Here is a 17,689-nt window from a genome sequence, read left to right as displayed (position 1 = left end):
ACATGACAAAAATCCTCGTCCGGCAGGGAAAGGGACCTGACGGACAACAGCCTCTCAGCCACACACACCACAACTAAGCAGCGACACGCTACTAGTGTCGCGCGTCGCAAGTTGTTTGACGTCCGGGAAGAGCGCCCCAATGTGGCCTTCGGTGCGTTGAACGCACCGAAAGTCAAATTGGATCTGAGGTACCGAAGATCCACCGGAGGTTTCCGCAGGTCAAAGGCCCTTTAGCCGTATGCGGACCGGCGGCCGCGCTGCACCGATCCACTGACCGGCGCAGCGCGGCCGTCAGACCGACTACATTCCGCTAGGCGAGAGCCGCTACCAGGAGGTCGGTCTCGTCGAAGAACTTCTGGACGACCGGCGAACCGCGGTGCGCGCCCAGTCGGGTGCGGAGGTCGGTCACTGCTTCGGTTGATCGAGACGACTTCACGGTGACAGCAAGGTGCGTAGCTTCCAGTGCTGCGGCTGTGGCCTTGTCGAGGTCATGATCGGTAAGCGCAGCTCGGGCCATCGCGGCTTTCGCCAGCGAACCACGGCGGGCGCGGCCCTGCCGGGCGGCGTCGTCAGCCGACACCCCTGCGAACATCGCAGCCTCGGTCGGGCGCTCCAGATCGCGGAAAGCATGGGCGTACTCGCCATTCAGGTACGCAACGTCGATGAAACGAGCCCACTCCTGCTCGTCGTCCGGAATGACCTGTTCGAACGCCTGCTGCGAGAGATGCACGCTCTTCGAGGCCGCAGCCGCGTCCCCCATGGCAGCTTCAGCCCGAGCCTGCAATGCACGCAGGTCAGCGAGACACGCATGCGAGCGGCCGCGCGACAGTCCTGCGACCCCAGTACGTGCGAGCTGGACACCGTGGTCCGGGTTGCCTGTCAGTGTCGCCTGATCCGAGAGACCAGCCAGGACGTGAGCGCCCAGTTCGACGTTCTTTGCAGCTTCGGCAAGTCGGAGAGACTGAATCAGGTAACGCTGCGCAATCGGGTGTTCGCCGTTGTCGAAGGCCATCCAGCCGAGCAAGTACAGCTGCTCGCTCGCGGCCGAGTAGAGCTCTGAGCCCTGCGCGGTCTCGGGGTCGTTTGCCTGGAGCAGTGGGATCACGACCTGCTTGAGATAGGCGGTCAGCTGGGTCCGCGCGTGTCCGCCGCCACGCATGACGTCGAGTTCCTGGAAGATGCCGAACGTCTTCCGGATCGTCTCGATCTGGGGCGAGCCGACCTTCCCTTGCATCTGGGTGGTCTCTTCCAGGGTCGCGACGAGCCAGTCACGGCTTGGAGCGATCGATGCCGCCACGCTGAACATCGCGCCCGTCAGGAACTGCCGACGCTCCATGTCGTGTCTCCCTAGCTCGGCTACGACCTCTACGGTAGCCGGTAGTGAGGCTGCATACACCAGGCCAAACTGTGCGGCTCGCACAGTGAGTTCGTTCGCGCTGCTCAGTGCGACTGGCCTACCGATGGCTGCGGGCGACGTCACACCCACAAGTTCGCCGGAGATTGGAACACCCTCCGCCAGCATCTCTTCTAGCTGCTCACGGCTCACTTTGAGCAGGTTGGCGACCTTCGACCGCGTGTAAACCTTTGGCTCGGAGGCGCCGCGCTCCCAACGGTTCACCGTGCTGGGATCGACATCCAGTGCGAACGCGAGGGTCTCCTGGGTGTACCCGGCAGCTTTCCTGGCGCGCGCGAGTCGTCTGCGCGGACTGGCCATTCCTGTCTCCCCTCAGTTACAGCCCGAATCGGTCACGTTACCGCAGGTCAGGGGGGTCGATGCAAGGAAAACGCCAGATTCGCGCCCTGTTCTGCGCATCTACTGCGAGCCAAGGTCATTAGCGGCACCCCGACGACCGGGTCGACAGACCCCCTCCTGGGCCACGAGCAGAGCGTTCCCCACTCGCAGCCCGTGGCCAAGCCGGTCGTCGGGGCGCCGCCAACGACTCGAAGGGCGTACCCGTGGCTGAAGCAACTCGGTCGATCCTCGACCTTGATGAGCACGCAATGCCGCTCGAAACGGCCGAGCTGCTTGCCGCATTAGGCGCTGTCACGCAGCACATCCCGCGTCTCATCCGCGACATCGCGAGCTCGAAGATGGCTCCGGATCGGCAGCGCGAGTTCGCCGGAATGCTCGCCGGCCTGGCCGACGTCATGCGTGAGCATGCGGACTTCCTGGACGGTGGCGTGGCTGCTACTCACAGCCCAGCCGAGGTCGCCGTGCGCGCACAGCTTCCTGCACCAAACTCACCGGGGCCATGACGTCGTGCGGCGCCCTCGTCGTGCTCGCGGTCATGGCAAGCCCAGTGGCGCTCGTAGTCAGCTGGGCTCTGGCGAACTGGCAGCACAACCGGAAGATCCGCAAGTCGCCGAAGCAATCGGTGGTCGGGATCCGAGCACGAGTTGAACGAGAGCGAGCAGACGCCCGCATCGCCAATTTGCCTACGGAGGTGTTTCCAGTGATCCAACGGAGCGAAGTTGTGACCGGAACCCTGCCGACGGCGCTGCCTCGCCGAGTCCGTCCATACGTGACGCCACCGTCGCCGCAGCAGCTTCAAGAACGTCTAAAACACCAGCCGGATGTCGCCCTCATGAAGCGCGTACTCGACGCCTTGAAGCGACTGCCAACAGATCCGCCGTGAACGCCACGAAGTGGATCCTGCTGGGCCTCCTCGCCGCACTGGCAATCCTTGCGGGCGCACTGGGGACGTACATTTCGCGTGGAACACTCGGCGGTCCGCGCTACCCGGACTACGAGCGGTCGCCCGCGCAACAGCGAATTGATCTACGTGCGATCGACGAGGCCAACGCTGCTCGCCGGAGCATTGATCCTGAAGCTACTGCCATCTTGACAAGGTCGGCGCTTGAGTCTCTGAAGCCGCAATACCTCGACCGCAGAGCGCCGCAGCGACAGCACGAGGACTAGCGCCAACTAGGCGCCAGATGTCCACAATTTGTCAGCAATAGGCCCGACGAGACGCATCCGAACGAGTGGTGCGGACGGGCCCTCGTAACCACGCGGGTGCGTTAGACGTCTTATGTCTTGCATCTCGCGCACGCAACCCAAATTGGCGCAGTGTCAATATGCGCAAAGCCTGGAGGAACGATGAGTATCACTCAGACCACCGGCGTTCGCGAGATTGAGACTCTCTATCTCCAGCTGCTGTATCGTTGCAACTATTCCTGCGCGCATTGCTTCCACGGAGAAAACCTGAAGCGGAAAGAGCGCGTATCGCGCGTTCAGGCTGCGGCAGTCATGGCGCACTTTATCCGCAACTACCGCACCAGCAAGGTGGTCCTGCTCGGCGGCGAGCCGTTCCTCCACGACGACATCGTCGGCGTCACTGAGGATGCCCACGCGATGGGGCTCGCCACTGAGATCTGCACCAACGGCCATGCGATCGTGAGGCGACGACTGCCCGCGATGGTCCGAACCCTTGACTATCTCCGGATCTCGCTCGATGGCCTGCGACAGTCGCACGACGACATCCGAAAGGAAGGCAGCTTCGATGATGCTGTCGAGACCATTGAGTACGCCGTCGGTCTCGGCCTCCGGCTCGGTGTCACGCTGACGGTGACCAGTCTGAACATCTACGACATCCCCCGACTGACAGAGGAACTGGCCGACCGAGGCGTGTCGACGATCAAGCTTCACCAACTGCGGTTGGTCGGCAACGCCGAGAAGAACCCGCACCTTGAACTGAAGGACTCCACCCTCGTGAAGGAGATCCTGGACGGCTGCAGCGAGCGAATCGTGGTGGAGCTTGATGACGACTTGCTCGGCATCGAAAACGGCGAATCGTGCGGTGCATCCGAACAAGGTGCTCGGCTCGATCGGATCGAGATGAGTCCTGCGGGCGGCCTCACGATGTCCTGTAAGGCGGTCGGCAAGGATTCTCACGCCTTCCTCTGGGACTTCGACGGTCGCGAGATCATTTACCGGCCGACCGATCACGACGAGGTGCTGCTCGGCATCCCGCAGGTCAACTACGTCGCGCATTCCTAGGGGACCACGTGCGCATCATCGCGCTGGAAGGACTCTCAGGTGTTGGCAAGTCGACCCTTGCACCTCTTGTGGCGCAGCGTATCGGCGCCGAGTTGCTCCCCGCGATTCCGATGGATCTCGACGCCCAGCGGAAGCAAGCTGACGCATCCGAGAACGTCACTGCCCGGCACGTCTTCTACCTTTGGGCGATAGCTACGGCGTGCCAACGAGCGCGGGAATCAGCAACGGGTGCGTTGTGGCTCGTCGAGAGCTACATCGGCCGCGCGATGGCGTATCACCTCGGGATGGGGTCGAGCCTGCAACTGGCTCCGTGGACTCTGGCGCCGAAGCCGCAAGTCTCGGTCATGATCACATGTAATGAGCAGGTTCGGTTGCAACGCATCAGCGCTAGAGGAGAGCCCACCTACTGGCGGCGGCGCTCGGAGAGCTCCATTGAGAGCATCCGAGACGCTTACAACGAATACGCCGACCTTTCAGTTCCGAACGACAACACATCACCGGATTGCGCTGCCGAGCAAATCGCACGCGCCGTTCGGGCCATGCTCAACGAGGGAGCAAACGGATGACGACTTCACTTTGGGCCGATACTCGCACCTTTTTCCCGATCTTCCTTGAGGCGCTGAAGAGGAGACCGGATATCGAATCCGTTCTCGTCGTCGGAGCCGCCGACGGAAAATTTGTACTGCCACTCGCGGAAGCCGGATACAGGGTAACCGCGATAGACGTCAACGCGTCGGCACTGTTCGGGAAACAGGGCGTGCCATCCGGACAAGTTGAAGAGAAATACCCGGGTAGCGAAAATGGGCTGGAGCATAGGATTCATGCGCGACAGCTCACCAGTCGCGTGTCCATCATTCACGGCGACATCTGCGACGAGAAAATCCCGCCCCACGACGCCCTATGGACCAGCTGTTCGTGGCACTACTCGTTGAACCACTTTCGCCCTTTGGGATCGTTCATCGAGGCACTGAAGCAATGCGTCCGACCGGGCGGCTACTTCGGCGCCGAATACTTTATGCCAGTGTCAATGTCCCATGTCGATTCGGAACATTATTTGGAGCAGGGTGCTATCTGGAATCACCTGAACGACTGGAAGGCAACCTGGGAAGCGTACACGCCACCCTTTATCGAGTTGCCCCACGTTGGGCAGCCGGAGTCGCACATCCATCGGATGGGCTTCGTGCTCGCCAGTCGGTAGTGATCTGCTATCAGTACGTGGTAAGCTGGCGACTTTCGTCGACTTAAAGGGCAACAGGGTAACGCTGAGGAGACTTAATGGCGGAGACATTCTTGTTCCTTCCCCGCGACCTTGAACGGCTCGAACATGAGATGGCTCAGCACGAGCGCCGCTATAAGGCGAATCTCGGCGACGTCGGCGAATCGGTCGACATCTCAAGTGAGACGTGGCATGACAATCCCGCATTTGATGAAGCGCAGATGCAGGCGCGAGCCGCATATACCAAGCTGAAGGAGCTTCAGGCGATTCGCGATCAGGCGACGGTCATTAAGGAGAAGCCCTCCGGCGAGAGTGTCGAGATCGGGTGCCGAGTCCGGTACGTCCGGAGCGATTTCCGAGGGGACGACGAGGTGATCATGGGGAGCTACTTCGTCGTTGACGGTGACGACGACGAAGTTTCAGCACAGTCGCCGCTCGGTCAGCTACTGCTCGGAGCCCGGGTCGGCGACAGCGTGGACGGCATGATCGGAGAGCGGAAGGTCACCGCTACCATCAAGGCGATCACCGTCGCTGACGAGTACTTCTAGTAAGGCTCTCCAAGCTGCGGCGATGCCCGGAATTCCCTACGAGGATCCCGCAGGAACGATGACCTTAGCCCCTGAGTACGAAGCCAGGTTCGTCCATGTCGACGTCGAGCGCGTAGCCGTACAACTTGCCGCGTGTGGCGCCAAGCAGGTGTCCGCGCGCACGCTCATGACCCGCGTGATCTTCGAAAACCCCCACATCGCCGGAAAGCGTGGCTGGCTGCGGCTCCGCCAAGAAGGCGAGACGACGATGCTGACGTATAAGCAAGCTACGGGGGCGTCCTCGACGGTCGACAGCGTTCTTGAGGTGCAGACGCCTGTCGGCGACTTCGCCGCGACGTACAGCCTCCTCGAAGCCGTCGGCTTCACGCCCGTGCGCCATCAGGAGAGCTACCGCGAACAGTGGGTCCTCGACGGTGTCACCCTCGACTTCGACGAGTGGCCCGATCTCCCGCCCTTCCTGGAGGTCGAAGGCCCCGACGAGGAAGCCGTCCAGCTCGTAGCAAAACGACTCGGACTCAGCTTCGACGAAGCCAAGTTCGGCAGCGTAGACGAGCTGTACCTCTCCGAGCTGGGCCGAGACATCCTTCAGGAAGCGCGTCTGACGTTCCAAGGCAGCGTTCGCCCAAGCTGAGTTAACCGCCTTCGGCCAGCAACCTCCGGATCACTGTCGAGAGAAGGTTGGCGTCGGCGTCCCGAGGCGTCACCGTCGTGCAGGGCACCGGAGCTGGCGCCGGCCGAAGGTGCTCTCGATGGTCGCGTGGGGCTGGGATCACGCCGGGAAGCGGGACGCAAGTGACCTGGACGTCCTCGCTCACTCCGTGGCAGCGGATGAGTCCCGCGATGCCTCGGGTCAGTTTGCGGGCGCGGACCCGGAGGATGAGGTGTCGTTTGTCGTCGTGGTCGAATTCCCAGCGTCCCGTGATGTCAGAACCGAACTCGATGGCGTGCAGCATGGCGTGTCCCTCCCCGTTCCAGGCCGCTCTCCCCAGCGGCCGACGGCGGTCCGACACTGGGTTGTCCGGTTTTTGCCCAGTCGTCCGCGCGTAGTTCGGGTCTACCCGCTGGCGGCCCGAACCTCAACAGGGATGATCTGGCGTGTCGTGCCGCGCGTTACGTGGGTCAGCTGGCATTCAGCCCAGTCACACGCCGTGGTCGTGCGGCTTCGCCGGTGCGCCGTGCTCCGCGACCAAGCTTGCGAGGGTCTTGCGCGCGAAGCGCTGCAGGTTGGGTGGCAACATGCGGTAGTTGGCCAGAAGCTCGTACTCGCCTTCGAGCAAGGGTTCCTCGTCGTACACCGGCAGCTCGAAGTCCGCGGCGAACGCGCGGGATACCTCGGTGAGCGGGGCTCCCAGCGCGTCGGCGATGCGTTCCATGACCGGTGCGAGCGGCATTCGTGCGGGCGCCGTCGACGGCTTCACGTAGTTCGCCAGCGCTCCTGGCTTCATACCGGCATCACGCTCGACCTCGGCGACTGTCCGGGGAGTGGAGTAGCCGCGAATCAGTGCCGCCACGTTCTCGACTGATCGGCCCGGCGAGCCGTTCCCCTCGGACAATGTCCATCCCCCAACATGGTCAGCCCGCTGGTGCCGCGTCGGCCGCACCCTTGCAGCCTCCTGCACCCGTTCGGCGTAGTCGGGCAGGAGTGTAGAGGAAGGGTACTGAGTCCACACTGAGCCGGACCAGCGCCGTTCGGGCAGTCAAAGAAGAGATGCGGATCACACGGTTCTTGGGAACTAGTGGTCACGAGTGGTCAGAGGTGATCAGGTTTCACGTTTTCTCTTGACGATCGCCCAGGTAAAAGCCAAGTTGGATGTTACCGAGCGCGAGCGCCCGAGGGGGGCATTCAACCTATGACGAGAGTCGTCGCGGGTTGCCGGTGATCAAGGGAGCTTTGTGAACAGCGAGACAGACAGAAAGGGGACAGGCGGGGCGGTCGAAAAGGCCGACCTGCACACCGTGGCGGAGACAGCGCAACGGCTGCGCTGCAGCGTTCCCACGGTTCGACGTCTGATGAAGAGCGGAGAGCTCGCGGTGACCCGGATCGGGCACGGCCGTGGCCTCCCGCGGATTCCGGACGTAGCGATCACGGCGTATCTGAAACGCCACACGACCTGCTGCACTACCAGCTGACCTTCGCTGAGTCGCGCATTCTTTCGGTCAATCGACCGATTTCTGATTCCATTCGCTGAGGAGGCGATTCCGTCATGCCCAATTCCGGCCACGGCACCGCTGTGCCCGCAGTCCTGGAGGACGACACCGCCAGGGCGCCGATCGACTCGTTCGCCCAGGCCGTCGGGGCACTACGTCGGATCAAGAGCAAGCAGGCCAAGCTCTCGCAGGAGCGCAAGGACAACGAGGCTCTGCTGAAGGCCGCGCTGGTCGCCCGAGGCGCCACGGTCGGGACGGTCAACGGCGTGCCGGTCGTGTCGTTCGCCAGCGCGACGCGCATCGCGCTCGACCAGGGCCAGCTCAAGGAGCGGCGCCCGGACGTGTTCGAGGAGTTCAGTGATATCTCCGAGGTCTGGACGTTCCGCCTGCTGAACCCATGACCGTCCCATTCGGCAAGTTGGTCGCGCTGGCCCGGGAGATGGTGTCCCTGGCCAGCGCGCCTAGCGCGAGCACCGGCGAGACCGCCCAGACCGTCGCCGCACTGCTGACGGCGGAACCGCGGAACGAGGCCGGAGTCCTGGCCGTCGTGACCGTGATCATCCGTGACGCGCTGGACGACCCGTTCCGCGAGACGACCGCGAACCGCTGGCGTCCGCTGCTGCCGCGTTGGGTGCACCCGCCGCTGGTCGGTGCGACCGTGAATCGATTGCGCGCCGCCGGGGTCCTGGTGGCCACCGGCCGCTACGTGCGCTCCACCGACTCAGCAGGCCACAACGTCGGCAAGCTGCAGGCGGTCTACACCCTGGACGTCGAGGCACTGCGCGAGCACTCCGCCGCGCGCCCGGCAGCCGCATCCTGACGCATCGCCGTCACCCTTCGACCTCTTCTTGATCCCCGCCGCATGGTCGCGGCGGTCTCTTGTCGACCCGTTTTTCTTTGTCTGTAGGGGGTTTCTGTGGCGCGCGATCACGCCCGCATCTACGTGCGTATCTGGAATGACGAGGACTTCCGGGAGCTGTCGCTCCCGGCGAAGATGCTCTACCTGCAGCTGATGTCACAGCAGAAGCTGTCGTATGCCGGAGTGCTGGACCTGGCGATGAAGCGCTGGGCGGGCCCGCATCCCGACCTGGACACACCAGAGGTGCGCGCCGCGCTGGACGAGCTGGACTACGCCCGGTTCGTTGTGGTCGACCACGACACCGAGGAGCTGCTGGTCCGGACGTTCATCCGCAACGACGAGCTGTACAAGCAGCCCAACGTCCTGCGCGGGGCGCTGCGGGTCGCCTTCGACATCGAGTCGCCGAAGCTGCGCGCCGCGCTCGCGGTCGAGCTGCGCAAGCTGCCCGCCGACGTGACCGGACCGGCCCCCGCCTTCGCGGCTGCTGCGCTGGAAGGCGGGGCGCGTGAGCTGCCGGGTGAGGTCAAGGCCGCGATGACGATCCGTGGCACCACCCGCTCGCCGGCCTCGCCCCGACGCCCTGCCGGTGCGGCGACCGACGACGAGACGTCCGCCCCTGCCGAGAACGAGCCGGTGACCGCGTCCGCGAACCCTTCGCCGAACCCCCTGGGAGAAGGGAGTAGGGAGCGGGAGACTGGAGAACCTGATCTTTCGTTGCGAAGCAAGAAAGTGGGGTTACCCCCGCGCGAGACGCGCGGCGCGCGAGTAGCAGCCGACGCCCCGACGGGGCAAGAGGTCACGGCGACCGAATCAGTCCTCAGCGACCGGCCGGAGGCGGGTTCGGTCCGACAACGACGCCGCGCTGAGGCTGAGCGGCTGGTGGAGTTCTACGGCTCGTCGGTGCCCGAGAGGGTCCGGGCGCAGCTCGTGGCGCAGGTGATCCCGCTGCTGTGCGAGGGCATCGGCAGCAACGTGATCGGCTCGGGCCTGGCGGTCTGGTCGAGCAAGACCCTGCCTGCGACCTTCCTGCCGATGCTGGTGGGCGAGCGGATGCGCGCGGCACGCATCGCGGTGGCTGACCCGAAAAAGCGTGCTCGGGACGTGGAAGTGGTGGACAGGTTCGAGAGCCTGCGCTCTGCCGCGATCGCCGAGGACGAACAGCACGGGCTCGGCCTGGCGGTGCGCCTCGCCCGGCCGCAGCACGCCGACGCCGACCAGCTGAATGCCATCCTCGACACCGCACTCGAGGCGGCCGACGACGGACTGATCGCCTGATGGCCAGGCTCTACGCGACCATGAGCCGCAGCGACGTGCGCGGCCTGCTCATGCGCCACACCGACGCGCACGTGACCGACGAGCTGGTGACTTCGTGGCTGTCCGGCCTGGCCGGGTACAGCCTCGCCGAGTGCCACACGGCCATGTCGGCGATGGGCACCGCGGCCCGCCGTGCGACACCCTCAGAGATCGCCGGTCGCTGCGACGCCGCGCGAGATCGCATCGCGGAGCCTTCCGGCGACCCGGCCCCGCAGGAGCAACGTCGGCGCACCAGTTCGGCGCGCGAGGCGGCGCGGGAACAACACCGGCAGGCCGGAATGCGCGGGATTCACCAGGTCTACGCCGTCATGGGCTGGCAGCGCAACGCCGATCACGACCTAGCCCGGTCGGTCGAGTGTCCGTTCTGCGCGGCAAAACCCTGGGTGGTTTGCGGTCCGCTGTCGCGCAACCGAGCGGGCGTCCGAGAGATGCGCGACCCGGCCCACCGGATGCACCCCTCCCGGCTCGCCCGTGCCCGCGAGCAGCTCGCCCGCCAAGCGGCAACGACGCCACAGACGTCAACGGCTGTCGACCCGCGCACGTAGCTCGACCCCAGCCGCGCAAGTGCGGCCAACGAACACGAACATGCAGGAGCACGTCCGTGACCCTTCAGTACGCCACAACCTCTTACTCCGAGGCCGCTCGCCGGCCGGAACCAGAGCACGTCGCGCTTGCCCGTCTGGCCTGGGAGGTCGCGGTGGATCAGCTGGCGCTCCCTGGTCACGCGGTCATCGTCCGCGATGACGGCAGCGACGAGGCCGCCGTGGTGCTGTGCCTGCTTGACCAGGTCGCTGAGGCCGTGATGCCGGGCAACGAGCGCAACGGGAGCGTGGGCGGCCCTGCGTCGCGTCCGCCTGCCGCGCTCGGTGCGCTCGCTCTGGTCGCCGAGATACGCCAGGAGATCCGGCGTTGCTGTGGAGATCACGAGCACGAGCATCCGGAGAATCTGCGCGAGCAAGCCCGCATCTGGGCGAGGCACGCCGAGGAGTGGCAGCACAGCTACCCCGACTACGTCCTGTGGGCTGCCGAGCAGGCTGCGGAATGGGTCCGGCAGGCCCGGTTGCTGCTCGACCCGCCTCCGCGCTACACCCTGCGCGGCCGGGCCTGCCCCACCTGCGGCGCCGACTCGGTGCAGGTCTGGTCGGACGAGGAAAGCGAGTACATCCGCCGTCCCGCCCTGTCCATCGACCCCGAACAGCTCGCGGCGGTGTGCGCCGCGTGCTCACAGACCTGGCCGATCGGAGCGTGGATGAACTTGGCTGCTGCCTCCGGAAACCCCGGGACAGATGTGACCGGGGACACGCTCGGATAGGCAGCCAATTGCTTGACGGCACGCTAAGACAATTGTCATAATAGCGGGGCTAGGTACCGCTGTGCCCGAATCCGGGTGCACCACTGACAGGCGTTGAGAGCCCCGCAGACCCGACCCTCCCCCTCGGCCGGTCTGCGGGGCTCTCCGCCGTTTCCGGGCCTTGCCACCTACCCGCCCGTACCGGCCTTCCAGTGGCCGCTCAGGGCCGTTTCCGCCCCAAGAACAGAGAAAGCCCCGGGGAACCGTGGTTCCCCGGGGCCGGGTGCTACGGGCCGTTATCCGGCCGCCCTGCTAGTCCGTCAAGAGACCGAAAGCCTTAGCCGACACCCTGCCGCCCGCCTTCGCGTTGGCGCCGAACAGGGCCTGCTCCGCGCGGCGCCGCAATTCGGCCTCCTTGTCGTCCGCCTTGTTCTCCACGTGCGGCATGTGCTCGGCCACCGTCTGAACAGCCTGCCAGGCAGCCCAGCGAGTATTGCCGATGCCCTCGAACAGGTCGTACTGCCCGAGAAACAGCGCCCGCAGAACCGCAGTCCGGGCCTCGTGCTGGTTCTTGAGCCACGTGTTGGCCGTCTCCTGCGGCCTGATCCACAGCTGAAAGCACAGCTCGTTGAATTCCTTCAGGCTCATCTTCTGGCCCATCATCTTCGAGGCCGTTCCCGACAACTCCTCCATCACCGACTGAACCCGTGCGACCGCTTCGCTCGACTCGGTCAGCCGAGTGTCCACAGTAGAATCTCCTTCGAGGAGCAGCGGCTCGATCGGGAAGTGCTGAACGGTCGCCGACTTCGGCCGGACCGCCGAGAACCGGATCTCCGACTGCTGACCAGGTACCGGGGAGCAGATCAGCACCAGCCGCATTTCCAGCTCGTCGGCCTTTACGCCCCTGCTCCCCTTGGCGACCTTGATCAGCTCCGGCATCTTCAACGACACGAACGCGGCCGTGTTCTCGTTCAGCGGACCGGCGGCCGAGAACTTCGCCTTGGTCTGCTTGGCGATCTCAGTGAGCATCGACGCCCGATCCTCGATCTGCACCGGGATCGCCTTCCGCGCGGTGGCGCCGATCGCTTCGTGCGCACCGGTCTTCGGGTCCGTGCGGATCACGCCGAAGTAGCCGGGAATCTCCACGTCGGTCGTCGTGTCGTTCTCGTCGACAATGCCGTCCGTGGTCTCGCCTTCCTCGGCGTCGGCGAGGTAGCAGCCCTTGGCGTGCTTGTCACCCACAGCCTGCTCGCACTCGGCGCACTTGCCAGTCGGCACGGCCGAGAACGCGGGCTCCTTGCGCACATCCCAGCCCTTCAGGCCCGCCTTGGTCACCAGCTCGTTGACCGAACGGGAGCCGTTGACCGCCGTGGCCAGGACCGTCCACGCGTCCTTGACCTTGGAAATGGGGACCAGCGCAGGTTCAGCCGCCTCGACGGCCGGAGCGGTTTCCGGCGTGGTCTCTTCGGTCGCCACGGGCGCAGACTTCTTGGTCGGAGCAGACATATCCTCGATCACCTTTCTGAGTAGCTGCAATCGGGGTTTGCCCTCCCGATCACAGCTCATGACTTGAGCCTATATAGTCTCACAAGTTGTGACACTATGAAATAGGCCATACGGGTGACCGTATTTAGGCAGGTCAGAGGGTGTTTCTCTTCTTTCTGGGGGCCGACCGGTCAGCCGGTATGCCGCCCTCCCGGAGTGCCGCGTTGACCTTGTTGGGGTTCAGGCCGGAGGCTTCCTGTAGGTCGACCACGAGTTCTCCGGACCGTCGTGCGCTCACCAGTTCCTCGCGCAGCTCCGCCTCGGCATCCGCAAGCAGCTGGGCCAGGGTTTCGCATCGACGCCGCTGGGCTTTGACTCGCTCCAGGGGCAACTCTGGCAGCGGGGTAGCCCACTGCAGATCTACGGCGATTCCTTCGCCGGTCGACTTCGCGGGAACTTCTTCCTGGCTCATGTCGCTGATCCTCTCTCAAGTCCTCGGCGCGATGCAACGCGCCGCACCCGCAAGAAAGGGCGGCGGAACCCGTGGTTCCGCCGCCCCGTTTCCTTGCGCGTCAATCGTTGTCGGCTACACCGAGGTGACGACGTCCCACAGTGTTGCGAACGGCTCATGCTCCCTCAGCGGCCTGATGTGCTCGCGCCACCACGTGAACTTGATGATGCCGGGCTCCGTGATGACATAGGTCCGTGAGAAGCCGTCGAAGTCGACCAGGCCGCGCAGGCTGGCGTCCATCAGGTCACCGCTGGACACCGCCCGGTAGAACGTCGGCGTCCCGCTGTACCCCACGCTGATCAGGTGCAGCACCCGGAACAGCCGGGCCTCCATCATGATCCGTTCGAACAGTCGCTCGGCTCGCTCCGGCCTGTCGAGCACGGCCTCGGCGAGCAACGCGTGAAAGCGGATCATCGCGTGCTTGTAGACCTCGTAAGAGTCCTTGAGGACGGCGTCCAAGTCGCCGCTATGCTGCTGGTTGTCGGAACTCATGGTTTACCTTTCTGGAGTTCTGGCCGCTGCGCCCCCGGGAGGTGTTTGCCCACCGTTTGACCGGGGGCAGCAGTCGGCCACTGTGGTTGGCGCTGGTCAGGACTGGTCGAGCGGCAGGAATGGGCGGAACCGCGGACCGGCGAGCGCGCGCCAGCGGCGGTAGACCCAGACGCGGCCGGTCGCGTTGCGGAACACCCTCTTGGCCTCGTCGCAGAGGATGACTCGCCGGCCTTCGAAGCGGTGCACCGACGGGCCCTCGGCCATGCGCCAGTCATAGGAGTCCACGAACGACTCGAACTCCTGTCGCGCCGCATCGACGAACTCGGGATCCCGCAGTTCCTTGCCGAGGAAGCCGAAGACCTCGAAGTCGATCCAGCGGCCCCGGTACACCCAGGCGTTCGCGCCGAACGCCCGGCCCGCATAGATGCCGGGCGCAAACTCGGCGTGCATGTCGTCGATGATCCGCCGCGCCAGCCGCGTCGTACTGACGATGGGCGCGGTCTCCGCTACGCGGTCGCCGAGCCGCCGATCCATTCTGTACGGGACTGTTTTGGGTAGCCTGTTCAGCATCGTACTTACCTTTCTGAACGACTTGCCCGACCCGGCTTTTGCCGAACGGAGTCGGGCGTGATTTCCGGCTTATCGGAGAAGGGTCGCGACGCCGGTGGACCAGTGACGCCCCATCCACTCGTCCTCGCTCAAGAGGTGGATGTGCGCATTGAACCGGCGGTCAGTCATGTCGTCGGGGTTGTTCCAGTTGTACGACTCGATGAACTTGAGCAACTTGTCCATGAGCACGTTCGCCTCGTGGCTGTATCGCGTGGTGCTGATGCTGGCGAAGAGAAAGTCGTCGCTGAGGCCGGGGACCAGGAACACCAGCTGGCCCCAGTGACGCACCTGGATGAGCACCCGCACGCCCTCGGGCAGTCCGGTCGGGTTGTCCGAGATGGTCAGCTCCGCCAGCATCCGGTCCGCGAGCGTGGCCAGATCGATTATCGCACTGGTGGAATTGTAGCGAGGACCATATGACCGCACGTCATCATTCTTTTCCATCGGGTTACCTTTCTGAGTATCGCTCCCATGTTTTGCCCCATGAGAACCGCTATAAATAGTTTCATTACCCGAAATACTGACAAGTCTTTCCGGGGAAATTCACCTGAAAAGACTAATTGTGCATTCTTGCCTTCAGCGCCTTTGTGTTTATCGCTCGGAGTTGTTTAGTGGCGAGCCGAGCGCGCCGCCCCTGCTCGCGTCCCGGATGCGAGAACGTGACGTCAACAGGCGGCCGGTGTCCGGAGTGCCGTGCACGAGCACGTTCGGCGTTCGGCAGCTCCGCACAACGCGGCTATACCGCAGGACACCGCTCCCGCTTCCGGCCCGGCGTGCTGGCCCGTGATCCCGTGTGCCGCTGTGACCTGCTCGACTGCCCGAGTCATCTGGGCCGCAGCTGTGTCCAACCGTCCACTGTGGCCGATCACTGGCCGATCATCCGCCGGGACCTGGTGGCCGCTGGTCTGGATGCCGATGACCCGGCCCGGGGCCGGGGCCTGTGTGCCCGGTGCCACAGCCAAGCCACAGTCAGAACCGCTGCAACAAAGGGTGGGTGGAACCAAGCCTGATCAGTCCACACAGGACACCATGTCGACGAGGTGGACTCGCAGCCCTCGCGCTGAACGCCTCGCCGCGCTCCCACCCAGGGGGGTGCCCCCTGGCCGCTCGCCCTGCGCACAAGCCACTGAGGCCCGGAGGGGTGGGGTCAGGTTTTGAGCAACGGTTCCCCTACGTCCGACCCAATCGCCCGCGCCGAGCAGCGCCGCGCTGACCTCGCTGCCGAGCTGGAGCGCGCGGCCGAGCAGGCCGAGGCATGGCACGCGGAGCGAAATCGCCTGGTCATCGAGCTGGTTGCGGCTGGCGAGTCCTATCGCGACACCGCCGCTCCAGCGCGGTTGTCAGCATCCGGCATCGGCAAGATCGTCCGCCGCGATCGCGACGGCTGACGCGCCGAACGCGTCGACCGGGTGCACGTCCGTGCACCCGGTGTCCACCTGCAGCTACGGAGGTGCCCGTGATCACTATCGACGGCTTGCCGTCGTCGGAGACGATCCTCGACGACCTGGCGGCCGACGGAAACCCGGTTTTGCTCGGCTTCTCCCGGGGCAAGGACTCGATCAGTGCGTGGCTGGCGATGCGCGAACGCGGTATACCGGTGGTGCCGTACCACCTGTACAGCGTGCCTGGCCTGCAGTTCGTCGCCGACAGCCTCAAAATGTTCGAGGACTACTTCGGCCAAAAGATCTACGACTTACCCCACCCCAGCCTCTACCGGTGGCTGGTGAACTACACGTTCTGCCCGCCCGAGCGGTGGCGGATCATCGACGCCGCCGGGCTGACCGAGTTCACCTACGAGGACGTGGCCGCGACCCTGCGCCTGGACGTCGGCCTGGCTGACGATGCCTGGAACGCCGACGGCGTCCGGGCCACCGACAGCCCGATGCGGCGGATGGCGATGTCCACACACGGCCCGATCCGCCAGGACACGCGCAAGGTCTCGGTTATCTGGGACTGGCAGATCGCCGACGTCCGGGCCGCAATCAAGCGGCACGCCTGCCCGCTGCCACCGGACTACGCATGGTTCGGCCGGTCATTCGACGGGCTGGACTACCGGTTCATTGAGCCGCTGAGCCGACACGCACCCGAGGACTACGCCCGTGTCCTGGACTGGTTTCCCCTCGCCGAGCTGGAGCTGTTTCGCCATGACCTCACCCGCTGACGACCCCAACGCCGCGCTGCTCGCGCAGCTCCAGATGTCCTCGGCCGTGTCCGGCATGAAGTCCAACGATGACGTACTTGCCCTGCTCACGGCCGAGCCGGACCCCGACCCGCTCGCCGGCGTCGACTACACCGGCGACGAAGAGGCCGACGCGGAGGCCGAGCTTGATGCGTTGCACCGCGGCTTCCGCGAACGCACCGCCCGAGAACTTGAGCGGATGCAGCTCGCGACCGAAAGCGAGTATTGGTGCTGCATCTGCTTTAAGAGCGTTGACGATAAGAATGCCTTTCTCGCCTCCGCCGGTCTGGTCGTCATTGGAGACAAATACCTCGATGGCTATGCAACGGCGAAACTGCTCGGCGTCACGATGCCGGAACCCGACGACACCGAGGGGAGGTGAATTGAATGCCTCCGCGTAAGCGACAGACCGCCGCCGCAGCCAAGAGGCGCGGTGCGGCTCGAAAGAAGGCGACTACCGCACCCAAAGCGGCCAGCCGGGGCAAGGCGTCCAGCGGCTCCAGCTAGTAGCTTCGGCTCAGTAACGTCTACGCAGTAACGTTACTGTGTAGACGTTACTGAGTGATGAGGTACGCTCCGGGTGGTTGAAAGCTACGGCCGTACACCGGCAATGGACTGTCAGCCAAGCGAGTGAGGGGCAACGTCCGACTGAAGCCGGACGCGCCCCCTGCCCTAGGTCAGTAGCCTCGTAACTTCGTGACCCAAGGCAGCCAGCACCGTAAGGAGCTGGATCACCCTGATGAGGATGCGTCCCCAGTCGGGCTTCTTGTCCCGGCTGGGATCACGCTCCAGCGGCTCATCGCCAACGTGCTCCAGCGACAGACCGCCAGAGTCGTCCGGCGGCGGGTCGCCAGAGTCGTCCCCATCCTCGCGGCGTTCACCCATTCGCGTACTCCCTTCTGGGAGGCTCGTCCGCCTCCCGATCGTCGACCCCGAACGATCGGGAACGAACGGACCACGAGACGAGTGACACCGCGCATGAGAATAGCGGCAGCGAGGACGGATGAGTCGCGTGGGGTCGCGAACCTGTTGCTCAG

General features: G+C 64.7%; 25 protein-coding genes. 16 read left to right on the top strand and 9 right to left on the bottom strand.

Annotation, left to right across the window (positions count from 1 at the left end; genetic code table 11):
• Positions 1-310: 310 nt before the first annotated feature.
• The gene (locus AB0M30_RS41300; RefSeq protein ID WP_364596212.1) at positions 311-1,714 is read right to left on the bottom strand and encodes a helix-turn-helix transcriptional regulator; all 1,404 of its coding nucleotides are present in this window, start codon (positions 1,712-1,714) and stop codon (positions 311-313) included.
• 242 nt (positions 1,715-1,956) lie between these two features.
• Between AB0M30_RS41300 and AB0M30_RS41295 the strand changes: the two genes are divergently transcribed.
• The 7 genes from AB0M30_RS41295 (at position 1,957) to AB0M30_RS41265 (ending at position 6,395) form a co-directional block, all read left to right on the top strand.
• Positions 1,957-2,256: a hypothetical protein gene (locus AB0M30_RS41295; RefSeq protein WP_364596209.1), complete on the top strand. Its 300-nt coding sequence runs from the start codon at positions 1,957-1,959 to the stop codon at positions 2,254-2,256.
• A gap of 376 nt (positions 2,257-2,632) precedes the next feature.
• A complete protein-coding gene (locus tag AB0M30_RS41290) occupies positions 2,633-2,920 on the top strand; it encodes a hypothetical protein (RefSeq protein WP_364596206.1) in 288 nt (95 codons plus the stop codon).
• Between the two features lie 180 nt (positions 2,921-3,100).
• Positions 3,101-4,000 (top strand): radical SAM protein, encoded by a 900-nt coding sequence (locus AB0M30_RS41285; RefSeq protein ID WP_364596203.1) that lies wholly within the window; start codon positions 3,101-3,103, stop codon positions 3,998-4,000.
• 8 nt (positions 4,001-4,008) lie between these two features.
• Positions 4,009-4,566, top strand: coding sequence for a hypothetical protein (locus AB0M30_RS41280; RefSeq protein ID WP_364596200.1), 558 nt, complete (start codon positions 4,009-4,011; stop codon positions 4,564-4,566).
• Entirely contained in the window at positions 4,563-5,198 is a 636-nt protein-coding gene (locus AB0M30_RS41275) for a class I SAM-dependent methyltransferase (RefSeq protein ID WP_364596197.1), read from the top strand. The genes AB0M30_RS41280 and AB0M30_RS41275 overlap by 4 nt, the downstream gene beginning before the upstream one ends.
• Positions 5,199-5,275: 77 nt before the next feature.
• Entirely contained in the window at positions 5,276-5,764 is a 489-nt protein-coding gene (locus AB0M30_RS41270; RefSeq protein ID WP_364596194.1) for a GreA/GreB family elongation factor, read from the top strand.
• Positions 5,765-5,786: 22 nt separating this feature from the next.
• Positions 5,787-6,395 carry a class IV adenylate cyclase gene (locus AB0M30_RS41265; protein ID WP_364596191.1) on the top strand — a complete coding sequence of 203 codons (609 nt, stop codon included), beginning with the start codon at positions 5,787-5,789 and terminating at the stop codon, positions 6,393-6,395.
• Position 6,396: 1 nt separating this feature from the next.
• Here AB0M30_RS41265 and AB0M30_RS41260 read toward each other — a convergent pair whose 3' ends face one another.
• Both AB0M30_RS41260 and AB0M30_RS41255 read right to left on the bottom strand, forming a co-directional pair.
• Positions 6,397-6,717 carry a hypothetical protein gene (locus AB0M30_RS41260; RefSeq protein WP_364596188.1) on the bottom strand — a complete coding sequence of 107 codons (321 nt, stop codon included), beginning with the start codon at positions 6,715-6,717 and terminating at the stop codon, positions 6,397-6,399.
• Positions 6,718-6,903: 186 nt separating this feature from the next.
• Complete coding sequence (locus AB0M30_RS41255; protein WP_364596185.1) at positions 6,904-7,275, bottom strand: hypothetical protein; 372 nt, start codon at positions 7,273-7,275, stop codon at positions 6,904-6,906.
• 382 nt (positions 7,276-7,657) lie between these two features.
• Between AB0M30_RS41255 and AB0M30_RS41250 the strand changes: the two genes are divergently transcribed.
• The 6 genes from AB0M30_RS41250 to AB0M30_RS41225 all read left to right on the top strand — a co-directional run bounded on the left by AB0M30_RS41250 (position 7,658) and on the right by AB0M30_RS41225 (position 11,397).
• The gene (locus AB0M30_RS41250; protein WP_364596182.1) at positions 7,658-7,894 is read left to right on the top strand and encodes a helix-turn-helix domain-containing protein; all 237 of its coding nucleotides are present in this window, start codon (positions 7,658-7,660) and stop codon (positions 7,892-7,894) included.
• A gap of 74 nt (positions 7,895-7,968) precedes the next feature.
• Positions 7,969-8,313 carry a hypothetical protein gene (locus AB0M30_RS41245; RefSeq protein ID WP_364596180.1) on the top strand — a complete coding sequence of 115 codons (345 nt, stop codon included), beginning with the start codon at positions 7,969-7,971 and terminating at the stop codon, positions 8,311-8,313.
• Positions 8,310-8,732, top strand: coding sequence for a hypothetical protein (locus AB0M30_RS41240; RefSeq protein ID WP_364596178.1), 423 nt, complete (start codon positions 8,310-8,312; stop codon positions 8,730-8,732). The genes AB0M30_RS41245 and AB0M30_RS41240 overlap by 4 nt, the downstream gene beginning before the upstream one ends.
• Before the next feature lie 96 nt (positions 8,733-8,828).
• Positions 8,829-10,046, top strand: a complete 1,218-nt coding sequence (locus AB0M30_RS41235; RefSeq protein WP_364596175.1) for a hypothetical protein — start codon at positions 8,829-8,831, stop codon at positions 10,044-10,046.
• On the top strand, positions 10,046-10,630 hold the full coding sequence (locus AB0M30_RS41230; protein ID WP_364596172.1) for a hypothetical protein: 585 nt from the start codon (positions 10,046-10,048) through the stop codon (positions 10,628-10,630). The genes AB0M30_RS41235 and AB0M30_RS41230 overlap by 1 nt, the downstream gene beginning before the upstream one ends.
• A 56-nt stretch (positions 10,631-10,686) precedes the next feature.
• Positions 10,687-11,397: a hypothetical protein gene (locus AB0M30_RS41225; RefSeq protein ID WP_364596169.1), complete on the top strand. Its 711-nt coding sequence runs from the start codon at positions 10,687-10,689 to the stop codon at positions 11,395-11,397.
• Between the two features lie 291 nt (positions 11,398-11,688).
• Here the strand turns inward: AB0M30_RS41225 and AB0M30_RS41220 are convergent, their stop codons facing one another.
• The 5 genes from AB0M30_RS41220 to AB0M30_RS41200 form a co-directional block, all read right to left on the bottom strand.
• Positions 11,689-12,852 (bottom strand): DUF932 domain-containing protein, encoded by a 1,164-nt coding sequence (locus AB0M30_RS41220; RefSeq protein WP_364596166.1) that lies wholly within the window; start codon positions 12,850-12,852, stop codon positions 11,689-11,691.
• A gap of 163 nt (positions 12,853-13,015) precedes the next feature.
• Positions 13,016-13,333 carry a hypothetical protein gene (locus AB0M30_RS41215; protein WP_364596163.1) on the bottom strand — a complete coding sequence of 106 codons (318 nt, stop codon included), beginning with the start codon at positions 13,331-13,333 and terminating at the stop codon, positions 13,016-13,018.
• A 114-nt stretch (positions 13,334-13,447) separates the two neighbouring features.
• Positions 13,448-13,864, bottom strand: coding sequence for a hypothetical protein (locus AB0M30_RS41210; RefSeq protein ID WP_364596162.1), 417 nt, complete (start codon positions 13,862-13,864; stop codon positions 13,448-13,450).
• 96 nt (positions 13,865-13,960) lie between these two features.
• Positions 13,961-14,434, bottom strand: coding sequence for a hypothetical protein (locus AB0M30_RS41205; RefSeq protein WP_364596159.1), 474 nt, complete (start codon positions 14,432-14,434; stop codon positions 13,961-13,963).
• Positions 14,435-14,503: 69 nt separating this feature from the next.
• Positions 14,504-14,917 (bottom strand): hypothetical protein, encoded by a 414-nt coding sequence (locus AB0M30_RS41200; RefSeq protein ID WP_364596156.1) that lies wholly within the window; start codon positions 14,915-14,917, stop codon positions 14,504-14,506.
• 710 nt (positions 14,918-15,627) lie between these two features.
• Here AB0M30_RS41200 and AB0M30_RS41195 point away from each other — a divergent pair.
• From AB0M30_RS41195 to AB0M30_RS41185, 3 genes are all read left to right on the top strand, one after another.
• On the top strand, positions 15,628-15,861 hold the full coding sequence (locus AB0M30_RS41195) for a hypothetical protein (protein WP_364596153.1): 234 nt from the start codon (positions 15,628-15,630) through the stop codon (positions 15,859-15,861).
• Positions 15,862-15,929: 68 nt separating this feature from the next.
• Positions 15,930-16,634 (top strand): hypothetical protein, encoded by a 705-nt coding sequence (locus AB0M30_RS41190; protein ID WP_364596150.1) that lies wholly within the window; start codon positions 15,930-15,932, stop codon positions 16,632-16,634.
• A complete protein-coding gene (locus AB0M30_RS41185; protein ID WP_364596147.1) occupies positions 16,618-17,034 on the top strand; it encodes a hypothetical protein in 417 nt (138 codons plus the stop codon). The genes AB0M30_RS41190 and AB0M30_RS41185 overlap by 17 nt, the downstream gene beginning before the upstream one ends.
• Positions 17,035-17,324: 290 nt before the next feature.
• On the opposite strand, the gene AB0M30_RS41180 is transcribed toward AB0M30_RS41185, so the two are convergent.
• Entirely contained in the window at positions 17,325-17,537 is a 213-nt protein-coding gene (locus AB0M30_RS41180; RefSeq protein WP_364596144.1) for a hypothetical protein, read from the bottom strand.
• Positions 17,538-17,689 lie beyond the last annotated feature (152 nt).

This window comes from Amycolatopsis sp. NPDC051716, assembly GCF_040681595.1.
Lineage (GTDB): Bacteria > Actinomycetota > Actinomycetes > Mycobacteriales > Pseudonocardiaceae > Amycolatopsis.
This window is presented reverse-complemented; position numbering and strand designations above follow the sequence as displayed.

Excerpts from the sequence above, each read along its gene's own strand:
- AB0M30_RS41270 (WP_364596194.1), top strand. The coding sequence starts at position 5,276 with ATGGCGGAGACATTCTTGTTCCTTCCCCGCGACCTTGAACGGCTCGAA.
- AB0M30_RS41265 (WP_364596191.1), top strand. The coding sequence starts at position 5,787 with ATGCCCGGAATTCCCTACGAGGATCCCGCAGGAACGATGACCTTAGCC.
- AB0M30_RS41200 (WP_364596156.1), bottom strand. The coding sequence starts at position 14,917 with ATGGAAAAGAATGATGACGTGCGGTCATATGGTCCTCGCTACAATTCC.
- AB0M30_RS41180 (WP_364596144.1), bottom strand. The coding sequence starts at position 17,537 with ATGGGTGAACGCCGCGAGGATGGGGACGACTCTGGCGACCCGCCGCCG.
- AB0M30_RS41185 (WP_364596147.1), top strand. The coding sequence starts at position 16,618 with ATGACCTCACCCGCTGACGACCCCAACGCCGCGCTGCTCGCGCAGCTC.
- AB0M30_RS41260 (WP_364596188.1), bottom strand. The coding sequence starts at position 6,717 with ATGCTGCACGCCATCGAGTTCGGTTCTGACATCACGGGACGCTGGGAA.
- AB0M30_RS41240 (WP_364596178.1), top strand. The coding sequence starts at position 8,310 with ATGACCGTCCCATTCGGCAAGTTGGTCGCGCTGGCCCGGGAGATGGTG.
- AB0M30_RS41275 (WP_364596197.1), top strand. The coding sequence starts at position 4,563 with ATGACGACTTCACTTTGGGCCGATACTCGCACCTTTTTCCCGATCTTC.
- AB0M30_RS41205 (WP_364596159.1), bottom strand. The coding sequence starts at position 14,434 with ATGCTGAACAGGCTACCCAAAACAGTCCCGTACAGAATGGATCGGCGG.
- AB0M30_RS41230 (WP_364596172.1), top strand. The coding sequence starts at position 10,046 with ATGGCCAGGCTCTACGCGACCATGAGCCGCAGCGACGTGCGCGGCCTG.
- AB0M30_RS41285 (WP_364596203.1), top strand. The coding sequence starts at position 3,101 with ATGAGTATCACTCAGACCACCGGCGTTCGCGAGATTGAGACTCTCTAT.
- AB0M30_RS41245 (WP_364596180.1), top strand. The coding sequence starts at position 7,969 with ATGCCCAATTCCGGCCACGGCACCGCTGTGCCCGCAGTCCTGGAGGAC.
- AB0M30_RS41300 (WP_364596212.1), bottom strand. The coding sequence starts at position 1,714 with ATGGCCAGTCCGCGCAGACGACTCGCGCGCGCCAGGAAAGCTGCCGGG.
- AB0M30_RS41215 (WP_364596163.1), bottom strand. The coding sequence starts at position 13,333 with ATGAGCCAGGAAGAAGTTCCCGCGAAGTCGACCGGCGAAGGAATCGCC.
- AB0M30_RS41210 (WP_364596162.1), bottom strand. The coding sequence starts at position 13,864 with ATGAGTTCCGACAACCAGCAGCATAGCGGCGACTTGGACGCCGTCCTC.